13 protein-coding genes are annotated in these 14,220 nt (G+C 63.8%); 11 read left to right on the forward strand and 2 right to left on the reverse strand.

Features of this window, described 5'->3' with window-relative positions; all coding sequences use genetic code 11:
* Nucleotides 1-42: 42 nt before the first annotated feature.
* Complete coding sequence (locus tag BANT918_RS12370) at nt 43-1,005, reverse strand: ABC transporter (protein ID WP_233430477.1); 963 nt, start codon at nt 1,003-1,005, stop codon at nt 43-45.
* A gap of 96 nt (nt 1,006-1,101) precedes the next feature.
* On the reverse strand, nt 1,102-2,457 hold the full coding sequence (locus BANT918_RS17780; RefSeq protein WP_101620536.1) for an LPXTG cell wall anchor domain-containing protein: 1,356 nt from the start codon (nt 2,455-2,457) through the stop codon (nt 1,102-1,104).
* 383 nt (nt 2,458-2,840) lie between these two features.
* Here BANT918_RS17780 and dcd point away from each other — a divergent pair, with 383 nt between their 5' ends.
* The 11 genes from dcd (at nt 2,841) to BANT918_RS12430 (ending at nt 14,216) form a co-directional block, all read left to right on the forward strand.
* Nucleotides 2,841-3,419 carry a dCTP deaminase gene (dcd, locus tag BANT918_RS12380; RefSeq protein WP_101620537.1) on the forward strand — a complete coding sequence of 193 codons (579 nt, stop codon included), beginning with the start codon at nt 2,841-2,843 and terminating at the stop codon, nt 3,417-3,419.
* Nucleotides 3,416-4,417 carry a hypothetical protein gene (locus BANT918_RS12385; RefSeq protein ID WP_101620538.1) on the forward strand — a complete coding sequence of 334 codons (1,002 nt, stop codon included), beginning with the start codon at nt 3,416-3,418 and terminating at the stop codon, nt 4,415-4,417. The genes dcd and BANT918_RS12385 overlap by 4 nt, the downstream gene beginning before the upstream one ends.
* A gap of 256 nt (nt 4,418-4,673) precedes the next feature.
* A complete protein-coding gene (locus BANT918_RS12390) occupies nt 4,674-7,718 on the forward strand; it encodes a Na+/H+ antiporter subunit A (protein WP_101620539.1) in 3,045 nt (1,014 codons plus the stop codon).
* Entirely contained in the window at nt 7,715-8,314 is a 600-nt protein-coding gene (locus BANT918_RS12395; protein ID WP_101620540.1) for a Na(+)/H(+) antiporter subunit C, read from the forward strand. The genes BANT918_RS12390 and BANT918_RS12395 overlap by 4 nt, the downstream gene beginning before the upstream one ends.
* Nucleotides 8,311-9,894 carry a Na+/H+ antiporter subunit D gene (locus BANT918_RS12400; protein ID WP_101620541.1) on the forward strand — a complete coding sequence of 528 codons (1,584 nt, stop codon included), beginning with the start codon at nt 8,311-8,313 and terminating at the stop codon, nt 9,892-9,894. Before BANT918_RS12395 ends, BANT918_RS12400 begins: the two co-directional genes overlap by 4 nt.
* The gene (locus BANT918_RS12405) at nt 9,891-10,484 is read left to right on the forward strand and encodes a Na+/H+ antiporter subunit E (protein WP_233430478.1); all 594 of its coding nucleotides are present in this window, start codon (nt 9,891-9,893) and stop codon (nt 10,482-10,484) included. The genes BANT918_RS12400 and BANT918_RS12405 overlap by 4 nt, the downstream gene beginning before the upstream one ends.
* Complete coding sequence (locus BANT918_RS12410; protein ID WP_101620543.1) at nt 10,481-11,029, forward strand: monovalent cation/H+ antiporter complex subunit F; 549 nt, start codon at nt 10,481-10,483, stop codon at nt 11,027-11,029. Before BANT918_RS12405 ends, BANT918_RS12410 begins: the two co-directional genes overlap by 4 nt.
* On the forward strand, nt 11,026-11,421 hold the full coding sequence (gene mnhG / locus BANT918_RS12415; protein ID WP_101620544.1) for a monovalent cation/H(+) antiporter subunit G: 396 nt from the start codon (nt 11,026-11,028) through the stop codon (nt 11,419-11,421). Before BANT918_RS12410 ends, mnhG begins: the two co-directional genes overlap by 4 nt.
* Complete coding sequence (locus BANT918_RS12420) at nt 11,411-12,163, forward strand: response regulator transcription factor (RefSeq protein WP_101620545.1); 753 nt, start codon at nt 11,411-11,413, stop codon at nt 12,161-12,163. The genes mnhG and BANT918_RS12420 overlap by 11 nt, the downstream gene beginning before the upstream one ends.
* Nucleotides 12,160-13,524: a sensor histidine kinase gene (locus BANT918_RS12425; RefSeq protein WP_101620546.1), complete on the forward strand. Its 1,365-nt coding sequence runs from the start codon at nt 12,160-12,162 to the stop codon at nt 13,522-13,524. Before BANT918_RS12420 ends, BANT918_RS12425 begins: the two co-directional genes overlap by 4 nt.
* Nucleotides 13,521-14,216 (forward strand): hypothetical protein, encoded by a 696-nt coding sequence (locus BANT918_RS12430; protein ID WP_101620547.1) that lies wholly within the window; start codon nt 13,521-13,523, stop codon nt 14,214-14,216. The genes BANT918_RS12425 and BANT918_RS12430 overlap by 4 nt, the downstream gene beginning before the upstream one ends.
* Nucleotides 14,217-14,220: the final 4 nt, after the last annotated feature.

Consider the following 14,220-nt stretch of genomic DNA (forward strand, 5'->3'; position numbering starts at 1 on the left):
CCGGCACACGGATCAGGGGAGTCGGAAGCGTGCAGTTGGGGATCATTCCACCGGGTAGGCGTGCAGTGCCGAGGTATCGACCTCGACGAACACATGGGTGCCGACCTTGACGGCGGCACGCAGGGCGGCGATCGACTCGCCGAGGCTGGGATGGAGCACGCCGAATCCGCTCTCACCCCCGCAAACCCCGGCCAAGTCGGCCAGGTCCACGTCGAGGGCGAGACCCATCTCCGTGTCCACCGGTGATAGCTTCGCCTGCAGGCAGGAACCACGATCGCGCAGTCCGATGACGATGGCTTCGAACACCGTCGCCGAGGTGAACGCCGCGTCGTGTTCGTCCAATGACAGGAGCGCACTGCGCCACCCGAGGGTGACGAAGACCTTCCCGTCGAGTTCGGTCCGAGCCTTCACCGCAGAGTGGCCGATCGACAACCAGCCCTTGCGTGCCAGCCCGGAATAGACGTTGACCCCGCTGAGCTCGGCCGGCAGTGAGCCCCTGGGCTCCGTGACGACCTGTTCCAGTGTGCCGAACGCGACGAGCTCGCCTTTTTCGATATCGGCCACCCCCGCCTCGGCGACGGTGAAGTCGGTCAGCGTATTCGAGGTGAAGACGATCCCACGGCCGTGTGCGGCGGCCAGGTCGGCCAGACGACCGCGCAGGCCTGCCCGCACATGGCCGGGGACAGATGCGAAGGGGTCGATGAAGGTCAACCACGTTGAGCCGCTCGCCCATGCCACGGCCAGGCCGAGTTTCGCACGCTCACTGGCATCGAGTTCGCCGAGCCGGCGCCCCAGCAGTTCGGGTTTGATCCCGAACTCCGTGCACGCCAGAGCCAATGCCGCCTCCCCAGATCCGGCATTGGCCTTGCGAAGATATGCTCTGACCCACCTGCGCACACGCGTGAGGCCCGAGCGGAGTCCGGTCGGGAACTGCGGTGGAGGTGCGACCTCGGAGCGCGCAGCAACGGACAGCACCACCTCAGTGGTGCTGTCCGTGCTGCCCATGAGACCGAGCATTGTCCCTGCTCGGAGACGACCAAGATCGATCTGGTGTCTGCCGAGGTGCAGCCCCGCTAGGGACAATTCATCGTTCAACGGATCTTAGAACTCCGCAGGATCGTCGGAGGCGGTCATCCGCCGACGAGTGATGACGACAGCTGCGGCACCCACGACGAGGAGTCCGACGCCGAGCGCCAATCCGGTCATTTCGGTACCGGTGCGGGGCAGGTCACTGCCGCTCTCTCCGCCCTCATCGACCGAAGTGCCGTTGGTGACGACGGTGAAGTTGCCGCCTTGTGGACTGTCGAAGCTCTCGGCCTGGGCCCGCACATTGTATGTTCCCAGCACAGCCTTGACCTTCGCCTGCACGCCGAACGTCGCCTTGCCCTCAGAATCGGCTTCCTTGGTCATCGTGTAGCGATCGACCTTGCCCTGAGCATGTTCGACCGTGATCGTGATCTTCTCACCCGGCTGGGCGCCGGTGATGCCGAGCTTGATGCCCTCGTTGAGGAAGTCCTCGGAGCTGATCTCGGTCGGATCGATGATGAGTGCCTGGGTCGCGGTGGTCGCGCCCTTCTTCTCACCTTCATCGGTGCCGGGGTTGGTCGGAGACGTGGACGCGTCTTCAGGCTCGTCGGACTCGGAATCGCCGTCGGTCGACTCGTTCGAGTCGTTCGAGTCGTCGGTTTCCGTCGGTTCCGGAGTCTCGGATTCCGTCTCGGTCGGCTCGGGAGTCTGAGTTTCGGTCTCAGTTTCCGTCGGTTCCGGAGTCGGAGTTTCGGTCTCAGTTTCCGTCGGTTCCGGAGTTTTGGTCTCTGTCTCGGCCGGCTTCGGAGCCGCGGGCTTCCGAGCTTGCTTGGTCTCCGTGGGCTTCTCGCTCGGCTCGTCCGTTTTCGACTCGGTGGGAGACGGCTTGGCGGTCTCGCTCGGCTCTTCCGTCTTAGTCTTGGTCGGAGTCGAGGTGGCGGTCTCAGACGGCTCCTCGGTCTTGGTCTCGGATGGCGCTGGGGCTGGTCCGGTTGCAGGGGTGCAATCGGGGCCCTTGGCGTCTTCATCGATGTCCGAGGCGGTGGGCACGACCTCGAAGGAGACCTTCGAGGAGTCCTTCTCGGTCTTCTCATCGGTGAGGTAGAGCGAGTAGTTGCCCGCAGGGACCTTGGCGTTGTCCGTGACGGAGAAGAAGTAGGTGCCCGACACCTTGCCCTTATCGTCGACGGTCAGCTTGGTCTCCGGCGAGTACTTGGACCCATCGGTGCCGACGACCGTGACGGTCGCCTTGTTGTCGTGGGTGAAGCCGGTGCCGGAGAATCCGATGCCCTTCTTGTCGTCCGCGATGTCGGCCCGGGTCACCTGTGCATCAGACAGTGTCGCCTGCGGGTCCGAGCTGTCGGGAACCTTGGAATCGGGGTCGGGTGATTGCTGCGCGTCATCATACGCACAGAGTGGGCCTGCCGGCACCGTAGCGGACTCTGTCGCTGCGAACGCGGGAGCGCCAGCAAGACCTGTCAATGCAACGGCTACTGCGGGGGCAAGCACAAGACGCGAGGTCTTCACAGTAATGCCTTTCGATTGTTGTCAACCCACGAAAAGCGATGGAACTCCCGGCATTCCTTGGCTTAAGAAGAGGAAGGCACCATCGTGCTCGGGTTCGTACAGCTCCCAACTCTAAAGCATTCACTGATGCCTATGGGGAGACACACGGGAGAAAACCAGCAAAAACAGCGTGTATTGTTACCGATTCGTTACCTAATTCCGCGTGTTGCGGTGACTGTGAGGCTTTTCGCTCCCTCGCAATCGCAGCTCACTGCACTCCTGCGCCCTGGGCGACTACCATCGGATACGTGACTCTCCTTTCCGATCGCGACATTCGCGCCGAGCTCGACTCCGGACGCATCGCCCTCGACCCCTACGACCCTTCTCTGATCCAGCCCGCCAGCGTCGATATGTGTCTGGACCGCTATTTCCGTCTGTTCGACAACCACAAATACCCGGTCATCGACCCGAGTCTCGATCAGCCCGAACTCACCCGCTTCGTCGAGGCGGCGCCGGGAGAGCCGTTCGTGCTGCACCCGGGCGAATTCGTGCTCGCCGCTACGCACGAACTCGTCACCCTGCCCGATGATGTGGCCGCGCGGTTGGAGGGCAAGTCATCACTGGGACGCCTCGGGCTGCTGACCCACTCCACGGCCGGTTTCATCGATCCCGGGTTCAACGGTCACGTGACACTGGAACTGTCGAACGTCGCGACTCTGCCCATCACTCTGTGGCCGGGAATGAAGATCGGCCAGCTCTGCTTCTTCCGTCTCAGCTCGGCTGCCCTCAACCCCTACGGCTCGCAGGCCACCGGCAATCGCTATCAGGGCCAACAGGGCCCCACCGCCTCCCGTTCGCATCTCAATTTCTATCGGAGGGACGTGTGACCACTCGCCGAGAGCTGCGGATGCAGCGTGAGGCTGCCGAGCGCGTCAGTGACACGGACGTCTCGGCGGACCTGCGCGGTTTCCATCTGCTTCTCCTCGGCGACGGGGTCGAGGTCTCCGATGTGCTCGCGCTCGTGCACAACAGGCTTCCCGATGTCGCTCCCCGTCTGGACGACAATCGTCAGCTGAAGCTGAGCCGGCATTCGCGTCTGAGTGAGGGGGTCGACCTCGATGCAGCCACGATCGCCGCGCTCGAGCTGCCCGACTGGGCTCGTCACGCGGTTGTCATCGACTGCCCCCGGGACCGTGAGCCGGTCCCGCCGCCGGACTGGTTCAGCGATGCCGACGGACTTCATGAGGCGTTTCCGGCAGGACTGCCTGACCGGGAGGAGGAGCGGACGCTCAGCCTCATCCTGGCCATCGCGTCACGCCTGCATACGGGCGTTCGCCTCGCCGACGAGGCGGACCTGCCGACTCGGGTCATCGTGCCTGACCCGGAAGCGAAGATCGACCTCTATCTCTATTCGTCGTATTGGCTCGAGCCCGATGTTGCGCTGTCGCTTGTCCGCAAGCACGCTCCGCATGCCTTCCAGCAGGCGCTGCCGACGCCCGACGAGGCGGTCCTCGCCCAGGCCACGATCGACGATCCGCTCTTCGACGCCTCGGCGCCGGTCGTCCTCGATGGCTATTCGCTCCTCGTCCCCCTCGGAGAGATCAGTGAGGCGGCCGGCATCATCGAGGTGCGGGTGTCGGAGGCTGACTGGGTGCCGCCGATCATTGCCAAGCATCGTCAGACGCCGCTCATCGAGTACCACGTGCATTGGATGGATGCGAAGTCCCAGCGCTACCAGCCGATCCAGACTCGACGGTTTCGGCGAATGCGCAACGAGGTCGCCGGCCTCGTCGACAGCATCGGAGCAGAACTGCTCATCGGCTGTGACGGCACCGGCTTGGACGAAACCGGGTTCCTCGTCACGAGCAGCCAACTCCGCAGCTGACGCAGGCTCCTGCCCAGGCCTGTGGGCGAGGCTCGCCGGAGAATCGATTCCAGCCCCACCGAGGGCCCTGTTCCAGGGTCGGCGAGTGTCCCGATTCGAGCAGAACTCGGGTGGAATCTGAGCAGAATGTGTTCAGCATGACTGCCGTGAACGGCCTCGGTGATTGGGAGGTACGCAGTCTGTCATGAGAAAATACTGGTGACCGCTACATTTTGGCAAATTATATAAATGACGGAGGTGTCCGCCGGTGATAGCCATGACAGGAGCCTTCTTCGGGGCTGCTGTCATTGCGTTCCCATTGGTCAAACGCCTCGGTCGCAACGGGTTCTTCTTTCTTGCGTTGGTGCCGCTCGCCGGGTTGATCCTCAGCCTGGCCAAGGCTCCCGCCATCGTCGGGTCTGCAGGCTCACCGTGGGTCGAGAGCATGGGCTGGCTGCCGGCCCTCGGTCTTGACGGCATCTTCCGCCTCGACGAACTCTCCTGGATCATGAGTCTCTTGGTCACCGGCGTCGGGGCCCTCGTCTTCGTCTACTGTGCTCGCTACTTCCCGCCCGATGAGCCGGGGTTGGCCCGGTTCGCCGGGGTCTTCATGGCCTTCGCCGGAATGATGTATGGGCTCGTCCTCGCCGATGAGCTCCTCATGCTCTACCTGTTCTGGGAGGGCACCACGGTCTTCTCCTACCTCCTCATCGGCCACAGCCAGTCCCGTCGCCGCTCCCGACAGGCTGCTCTGCAGGCACTCATCGTGACCACAGCCGGCGGACTCGCCATGCTCGTGGGCATGATCCTGCTGATGTCAGCGACCGGAACGGGCCAGATCTCTGCACTCATGGAGCGCGCGAGCCTCGGCCTGGACACCGGGCCCATCATCGTCACGGCCGTGATCCTCATTCTCGTCGGCGCAGTCTCGAAGTCTGCACTCATTCCCTTCCATTTCTGGCTCCCTGGTGCCATGGCCGCACCGACCCCGGTCAGTGCCTACCTGCATGCGGCAGCGATGGTCAAAGCCGGAATCTACCTCGTCCTGCGTCTGTCACCGGGCTACCACGCGCTGCCCGGATGGTCGGAGACCCTGCTCACGCTGGGTCTGCTCACCATGTTCATCGGCGGCTGGCAGGCCCTCAAACAGACCGACCTCAAACTCCTGCTCGCCTTCGGCACGGTGTCCCAACTCGGATTCCTCACGACGATGGCCTCCTTCGGCACGCCCGACATCACAAAAGCCGCGTTGGCGATGCTCATCGCGCACGCGCTGTTCAAAGCCTGCCTGTTCCTCTGCGTGGGCATCATCGACCACCGTGCGGGCACGCGTGACCTGACGAAGCTCTCCGGAGGCTGGAAGGCATTCCCCATCGTGGCCGTCTGCGCCACCATCGCCGCTGCGTCGATGGCGGGCCTGCCGCCGCTGTTCGGCTTCGTCGCCAAGGAAGCCGTCTATTCGACTCTGCTGTCCTCACCAGACAAGGCCTCGATCATCGCGCTGATCGGCATCATGATCGGCTCGATGCTCACCGTGGCCTACTCGGCTCGGTTCGTCTGGGGCGCATTCTCGAGTAAAGACGGTGTCGACGACATCGCCCGCCGCGACGAGAAGATCACACTGATCATCTCCCCGATCGTGCTTACCGCCCTCACCGTGGGGCTGGGCCCCGCAGCCGGCTTCATCGACGGCTGCTTCGCAGCCTGGACCTCGACGTTGCCAGTCATCGACTCGCGCGACGGCGACTACCATCTGGCACTGTGGCACGGACTCGAACCGGCGCTGGCGCTGTCTGCGGTCACGATCGCCGTCGGCCTCCTTCTCTTCTTCGTCCGCGACTCCTTCGCCAAGGTCCAATCGACACTGCCCTCCGGTCTGGACTTCCACGACCTCTACAGCAAGCTGATCAGCTGGATGGAGAAGCTGGCCCTGTGGGTCACCTCCCGCACCCAGCGGGGCTCGCTGCCGTTCTACCAGAGCGTGATCTACCTCGTCCTGGTCGCAGGCATCGGCCTCGCGGTGATCTCAAACGACACCTGGAACATCGAATTCAAACTCGTCGACACCCCACTCGACTTCATTGTCGCCGCGGTCCTCATCATCGTCGCGGTCGCAGCGACCCGGGCCAAGAAGCGTTTCACAGCCGTGGTCGTCACCGGAATCTCGGGCTATGCCATGGTCGCCTACTTCGCCTTCGTCGGCGCACCGGACCTGGCTCTGACCCAGGTTCTCGTAGAGACCATCACGATCGTCGTCTTCGTTCTCGTCCTGCGCCGGCTTCCGGCCCGGATCGGTCAGAGCACCGGACGCTTCACCCCGGCCTGGCGCGCCATCATCGGTGCCGCCGTCGGAGTGACCATGATGTTCGTCGTGCTCATCGCCGCCGGCGTCCGTGTCAGCGACCCGGTGTCCGTGGACTTCGGCCAGCTCGCCTATGAAGTCGGCCACGGCAAGAACATCGTCAATGTGACCCTCGTCGACATCCGCGTCTGGGACACCCTCGGAGAGATCTCGGTCCTCGTCGCAGCCGGCACCGGAATCGCAGGACTGATCTTCGTCCGCGGACGCGAAGGACATCTCCATCGCTTCGTCTCCCGCCGCGACGGTACCGAACTGCAGGGGCGCGTGCGATTCCAACCGGTCCCCGAGGAGGTCGGCAACTTCCACGACCCCGGGCGCGAGGATGTGACGCAGCGCCGGATCTCCTGGCTCATCGCCGGACGCACACTGGCCCCCCGCAACCGATCCATCATCCTCGAGGTCACCGCCCGGCTGATCTTCCACGCGGTCCTCATCTTCTCCCTCTACCTCCTGTTCGCCGGCCACAACGAGCCCGGCGGCGGTTTCGCCGGTGGGCTCGTTGCCGGTCTGGCGCTGGTCGTGCGCTACCTCGCCGGTGGCAAGTTCGAACTTGCCGAGGCCGCCCGCTTCACCCCGTCGGGCATGCTGGGAACCGGAATGATCATGGCCGTGCTCACGGGTGTCGGCGGTTGGATCTGGGGCGACACCGTGTTCAAGTCCGTCTACCTCGAAGGCGACGTTCCGGTGCTCGGGCATCTGTCGTTCGGAACCTCGACACTATTCGACATCGGCGTCTACCTCATCGTCGTCGGGCTCATGCTCGACATTCTGAGGTCGTTGGGCGCAGAGGTGGACCTGCACCAGGAGCGTGACGAAATGGTGCTGACCACACGGCTCAACCAGTCTTATAACCTGTCGGAGACCTTCAGTGCCGAGGCGGAACAAAACGCCGTCTCCTCGATCCTCGACCGTGTCAACCACCTCGATGTGGACAACGGCGCCGAAGGGGGACGGCTATGACTCTGCCCTTCATCATGGTGCTGGCGATGGGGTTCCTCTTCGCCTGCGGCATCTACCTGATGCTCGAACGCTCACTGACCCGTGTGCTGCTGGGCTTCATCCTCCTGGGCAACGGCGTCAACCTCCTCATCATCCTCACCGCAGGCAGGGGAGCCCCACCGCTGACCGACGGGCAGAACCTGTCCACATTGGGCATGTCCGATCCGCTGCCACAGGCGCTCATCCTCACGGCCATCGTCATCACATTCGCCGTCACAGCGTTCCTGCTCGCCATGATCTATCGCTCCTGGCGATTGGTTCGAGCTGATTCGCTGGAGGACGACACCGCCGACCTGCAGGTGGCGATCACGAAGATGATCGACTCCGAGGCGGAGGCGAGCACGGACTACGACGACACCGAGTTCGGTGATGAGGCCGAGAGTCCCATCACCGGCGCCATCGATCTCGACGACGACGGCACGCCTCATGAGCGTGAGGCCGCCGAGGACATCGCGAGCAAGGGCGCAAACAGCGCGCGCATCGGCAGGACCGGGACCACCTCGGCGAACAAGAGCGGCAAAGGCTCCGATGGAACCGAGACAGAGGAGAACATATGATCGATCTCCTTCCCGTGCTTGTGCCGCTGCCTGTCCTCCTGCCCCTCATCGGTGCCGGGCTGGCGCTGGTGCTGTCGAAGTACTCGCGGGCGCAGAACATCGTGTCGATCCTGATCCTCAGTGCGGTCATGATCATCTCGCTCATCATGCTCTTCGGCATCGACGCCCACGGTCCGCAGGTCGTGGCCATCGGCGGGTGGCAGCCGCCGGCTGGAATCGTGCTCGTCGCCGACAGGCTCTCCTCGCTCATGCTCGTCGTGTCCTCCCTGGTCACCCTGTGCGTGCTCGTCTACGCACTGAGCCAGGACGCCAACGACGACTCGAACGAGACCCCGATCTCCGTGTTCAACCCCAGCTATCTGGTGCTGTGCGCGGGTGTCGCCAACGCCTTTCTCGCCGGTGACCTGTTCAACCTCTACGTCGGCTTCGAAATGTTCCTCGTCGCCTCCTACGTGCTGCTGACACTGGGCGCCACTGCCGAGCGCATCAGGGCGGGCGTGACCTACGTCGTCATCTCCCTCGTGTCCTCGGTCATCTTCCTGGCAGCGATCGGCGTCATCTACTCTGCGACCGGAACAGTGAACATCGCGCAGCTGTCCGAGCGGCTCAGCGAACTGCCGTTGGATGTGCAGATGATCCTGCATGTCCTCTTGCTCATCGGCTTCGGCATCAAGGCCGCGATCTTCCCGCTGTCCTTCTGGTTGCCCGACTCCTATCCGACCGCTCCGGCGCCGGTGACCGCGGTCTTCGCGGGCCTGCTGACGAAGGTCGGCATCTATGCGATCATCCGCACCGAGACACTTCTGTTCGCCGAGTCCTCCCTGCGAGTGCCGCTCCTGATAGCGGCAGCATTGACGATGGTGGTCGGAATCTTAGGCGCCATCGCCCAGTCGGAGATCAAGAGGATTGTGTCCTTCACCCTCGTCTCCCACATCGGCTACATGCTCTTCGGCGTGGCTCTGGGGACGACTGTCGGGCTCTCTGCCGCGATCTACTACACGGTCCACCACATCATCGTCCAAACCGCGCTGTTCCTGGCCATAGGAATGGTGGAAATGCGAGGTGGGTCAACCTCGACACGGTCTTTGGGTGGGCTCATGGTGCTCTCACCGGCACTGTCGATCATCTTCTTCATCCCTGCCCTCAACCTCTCAGGCATCCCGCCGTTCTCCGGGTTCATCGGCAAGGTCGCGCTCTTCGCCGCCGGTTTCTCCGCCCATGACTGGCTCGCTGTCTCCCTCATCGCCGCCGGTACGGTGACCAGCCTGCTCACCCTCTACGTCATCGGACGTACCTTCAACCTGGCCTTCTGGCGCGACCCCGCGGATGCAGAGGAGCCGAACGAGGAACTCGTCGCAGAGTTCGCCGAACGCAGGAAGGCCAAGCTCGCGGGCAAGCCCTGGAAGTCGCAGATCGGCGTGCCGGGATCGATGTTCGCGGCCACCACGATGGTCGTAGTTGCTTCGATCGTTCTCACGGTCTTCGCCGCCCCACTGTGGGACCTGTCGGACCGTGCCGCGGAGAATCTGCAATCACCGGTGAGCTATGTGACGAATGTGCTCGGAGGTGATGATTCGTGAGCAAGGGCAGACCGCGCCGGATGGCGAAGGGGCGAAGCTTCGTCCAGCAGCTCGTGCTGGTGTTCTTCCTCGTGGTGCTGTGGGTGATGCTCTGGGACTCCGTGTCGATCATGCACATCCTCACCGGCGTCGTCCTCGCCCTTGTCGTGACCCGAGTGTTCTACCTGCCGCCGGTGGTGCTGTCAGGCCGCTTCAATATCATCCACGCCCTCAACTACGGGCTGTGGTTCCTGTACTCACTCTTTCAGGCCTCTGTCGAGGTCGCCTGGTTCGCCTTCCGTTCTCGCGCGGTGGGCTCCGGATCGGTCATCGCCTGTGACCTGCGCACGAGCTCGGATCTGCTGATGACGCTCGTGGCCGACACCGCCAGCCTCATCCCGGGGTCGATCATCATCGACAGCGATCGGGCGCTGGGCATCCTGTACCTGCACGTCCTCGACTGCGATTCCGAGGAGAAGATCTTCTCTGCCAAGGAGCAGGTCTATCACATCGAAGAGCTGCTCATCCGGGCGCTCGGATCGCACCGGGACCTCGCCGCGCTGAAAGCGTACCCCAACCCGATGGCCGACGACGACGGAGGTGCTCGATGAGTCAGATCGTGCTCGATGCCCTCGTCGTCGTGGCCTCGGTGCTGCTGGCCGCCTCGGCGATCATGGCCCTCTACCGCATTGTCCGGGGGCCCTCGATTCTCGACCGCATGATCGCCACCGACGTCGTTCTGGCCTCGATTATGTGCGGTCTGGGCGGGTTCATGGCGTTGTCCGGCCGTACGGATCTCCTGCCCGTGCTCGTCGTGCTGGCGATGCTCGGTTTCGTCGGATCCGTCAGCGTCTCCCGGTACGTGTCGAAGTCCGATTCCATGACCCCCGGCGCCGAGGTCGGCTCGCTCAGTGACTTCTCCAGCTCCGATTGGCACATGCCCAAGGAATCAGCCGATGATGGCCAGAGCGAGGCCGGGACCCGCCGGCAGGAAGAGTCCGAGGACGGTGAGGAGTGGCCCGATGACGTGGCCCGCGGAATCTCCGATGTCGCCGACGGCCCCGACGCCATCACCGTGCAAGAAGGCGAAGAGCCCGTGACAGTGGGCCTTGACCAGGGAACCGATCCCGACGCCGAAGAAGGGGGAAGTCGATGATCCTCGACATCATCTCTGCGGTGCTCATCCTCCTCGGCGGGGTGCTGTCCCTGGCCGCAGCGTTGGGTCTGCTGCGCTTCGGCGATCTCCTCTCACGCATGCACGCCAGTGCAAAGCCCCAGGTCCTGGGGCTGATTGTGGTGGCTGTTGCGATCGCGATCCAATACCCGACATGGGCGACGGTGACGACGCTGGCGATCATCATCTCCTTCCAGCTCGTCACGATCCCCGTAGCCACGCACATGGTGGGGCGCGCCGGTTATCGCACCAAACACCTGCGTCGTTCTATGCTGTACCGAGATGAACTCGCCGAGGCGGTCGATCGGGCAGAGGCCAGAGAACTCGCATGGGAACGCAGAAAAGGAATCGGAACGGACCACAATGACGGCTGACAATCAGCAAGAACCCCAGCCCTTGGTGCTGGTTGCCGATGACGAACCCGATGTGCTCGGCGCCGTTGTCCCCTTCCTCGAACGTTCCGGGTTCCGTGTGCTCGCCGCCAGCGATGGTCTGCTGGCCCTCGACGAGATCCACCGGCACAATCCCGACGTCTGTGTCCTCGACGTGCTCATGCCCGGTGCCGATGGCAGACAGGTTCTGCGACGGCTACGCCAGGAGGAGAACTGGGTCCCGGTTCTGCTGCTGACCCAGGTTGGAGAGGCCGTCGAGCGGGCAATGGCGCTCGAAGAGGGTGCCGACGACTACCTCAACAAACCCTTCGATCCGCACGAGCTCGTGGCACGCATCCGCGCAGTGCTGCGTCGGACTCGCACAGACGGGCCACCCCTGGCCACTGCTCCCGTGCTGGCCTCGAGCTTCGGTCTGCGTGTCGATCGTGTGGGCCGACGCGCCTGGATGGGCACTCGCGAACTGGTCATCACCCCTAAGGGCTTCACCCTGTTGGAATACCTTATGGTCCACAAGGACGAACTCATCGAACGTTCCCGTCTGCTCGAGATCCTGTGGGGCTTCGAAGAGGCTGTGGGCACCCGTGCGGTGGATTCCCGTGTCGCCGAACTGCGCCGTGTCCTCGGAGAGGACGCCGCCGAACCTCGGTGGATCGCCACCGTGCAGGGTCGGGGTTACCGATTCGTCGGTGAGGTCCGAGGCGAAGAGGGTCAGAGGACCCTATGACGAACTTTCTGGTCTTCGAGATCCAGATCTGGCTGTTCCTGCTTCTGCTGGTCCTCGTGTTGGCAGGCGTGGCCGTCGGTGCGTACTTCGGCTGGAGACATCTGCGCACACGTGAGGCCGCGCTGCGGGAATCAATCGAGACAGCGGCGAGCGAGGACTCCCTGGCCAAACGCAATCGGATGCTCATTCGTCTGGACCACGAGCTGAAGAACCCGCTCACCGCGCTGCGTACCTCCGCCGCGAGCATCCGCGACGTCGTCCGCGAGGGTGGCTCAATCACCGAGGTCGAAGCATCAGCCAAACAGGTCGACGTCTCCTCGCGGCGAGTCGCGCGTCTTCTGGCCGACCTGCGCAAACTCGCCGACGTCGAGACCCGCATCATCGAATACTCTCGAGTCGATCTCGATCGGCTCATCCATCAGGCCGTCGAGGATGCCTCCACAGCACCAGGCGCCGAAGATCGCATGATCGTGGCCACGGTCGCCCGTGCTCCCTGGCGTCTGCCCGACGTCGCCGGTGAGGAAGATCTGCTGCTCACAGCGATCCTCAATCTGTTGGGCAATGCGCTCAAGTACTCCTCTCAGGCCGAAGTCGTCGAACTGCGTGCCAATGAGCAGGTCATCGACAGCCACCGGTGGGTCGTCGTCGAGGTGGCCGACACAGGCAGCGGCATACCTCTGACCGAGCAGGAGCAGGTCTGGGACGAGCTCTCGCGCGGTTCCCGTGTCCGTGCGGTTGCCGGCTCCGGCATGGGACTGTCACTGGTCAGGGCGATCGTGACCCGCCACGGCGGTGCGGTGCAGCTGTTCAGCCAGGAGGGTGTGGGCACCTCGGTGCGCATGGTGCTGCCGGTGCTCGGCGACGCCGCGCAGGTGACCGTGCCGCCGATGGCCGATCAGGTCGGGCATGCCGCGGCCGGATCTCTTCCGGTCCAGCCAGTGCAGCTCCCCGCTTCGGGGCAGACCCCCGGATTCCTACCCCCCAGGCAACCCAACGAGGCCGAGCTTCAGGGACGGATCCTGGGCTCTCCGCGAAGAACCTCGAAACGGCGCCTCGAACGCGTCGACGGCAACCTCGTCCACCGTTCGACCGGAGAATCGCTGAGCGGCGGGTTCCCACCGGACTCCGGTCAGCACTCCCAGTTCAAGCCGGGGCCAGGTGTAGGTCGCGGACCGGTGAGTCCACCGTCGACTCCGCAGCCAGGCCCCCACCCTGGACCCCAGTCGGGGCCTGTGCAGGGTTTCGGTGGTCCGCAGTCGGGACCGCAGCACCCCCCGGAGCACCCACCGCAGATGCAAGAGCTCGATGCGGCACAGCAGCCACAGAGCCGCCGTGAGCTGCGGTCGAGGAATGAACGGTGAAGAGACATGCTGCGAAGGCGCGAACGGTCGTGACAGGAGCGGCACTGCTCAGCCTCGCCCTCAGTGGCTGCTCTGCTCTGCAGATTCGCACTGCGGAACGGGATTCTGGTCCCGTGAGCGTGGCTGTGCACGAAAAGGCCGGCGAGAACCCCACCACCCCACCCCCTGATGACGGAATTCCCGACGGGATGAAGGAAGTCTCGGTCAACCTCGGTGCCGAATGCCCGGTCGATGTCAGCGTGGCGATGACAGATGACTGGTCGGAGGCATCGGCCAGCGAGGAGTTCCACTCGTTCTCCCGCGGCACCTCGATCGCCGACAGCGACACGATCCTCATCAACTGCACCAAGGGCTACGACGAGTCTCCGCAGTCGATTGTCGATGCGAAGAAGAAATACACGTTCTCGGAGCCGGACTCCTCGGTGATCTCTCAACGCACAGGCAGCCTTGCGGCCGGATCCTACTGGTCCTTCCAAGGTGTGCTCGGCCCGACGGAGATCTTCGCGATCAACCAGGAGCCGACCGTCATGTACGGGGCCCGGATCGGGTACAAGACCAATGGGCGCCTCGTCGACATCGGTGTCGAGATGCGCGCTCTCGAATCGGACACGGAAGCCGCAGACGAGTTCAAGAAGATGCTGCCCACGGTCACCATCGACGATGAGTTGGTGCCCGCGCCGAGATTCAAATAGACGT

Source organism: Brevibacterium antiquum CNRZ 918, from assembly GCF_900169145.1.
GTDB classification, from domain to species: domain Bacteria; phylum Actinomycetota; class Actinomycetes; order Actinomycetales; family Brevibacteriaceae; genus Brevibacterium; species Brevibacterium koreense.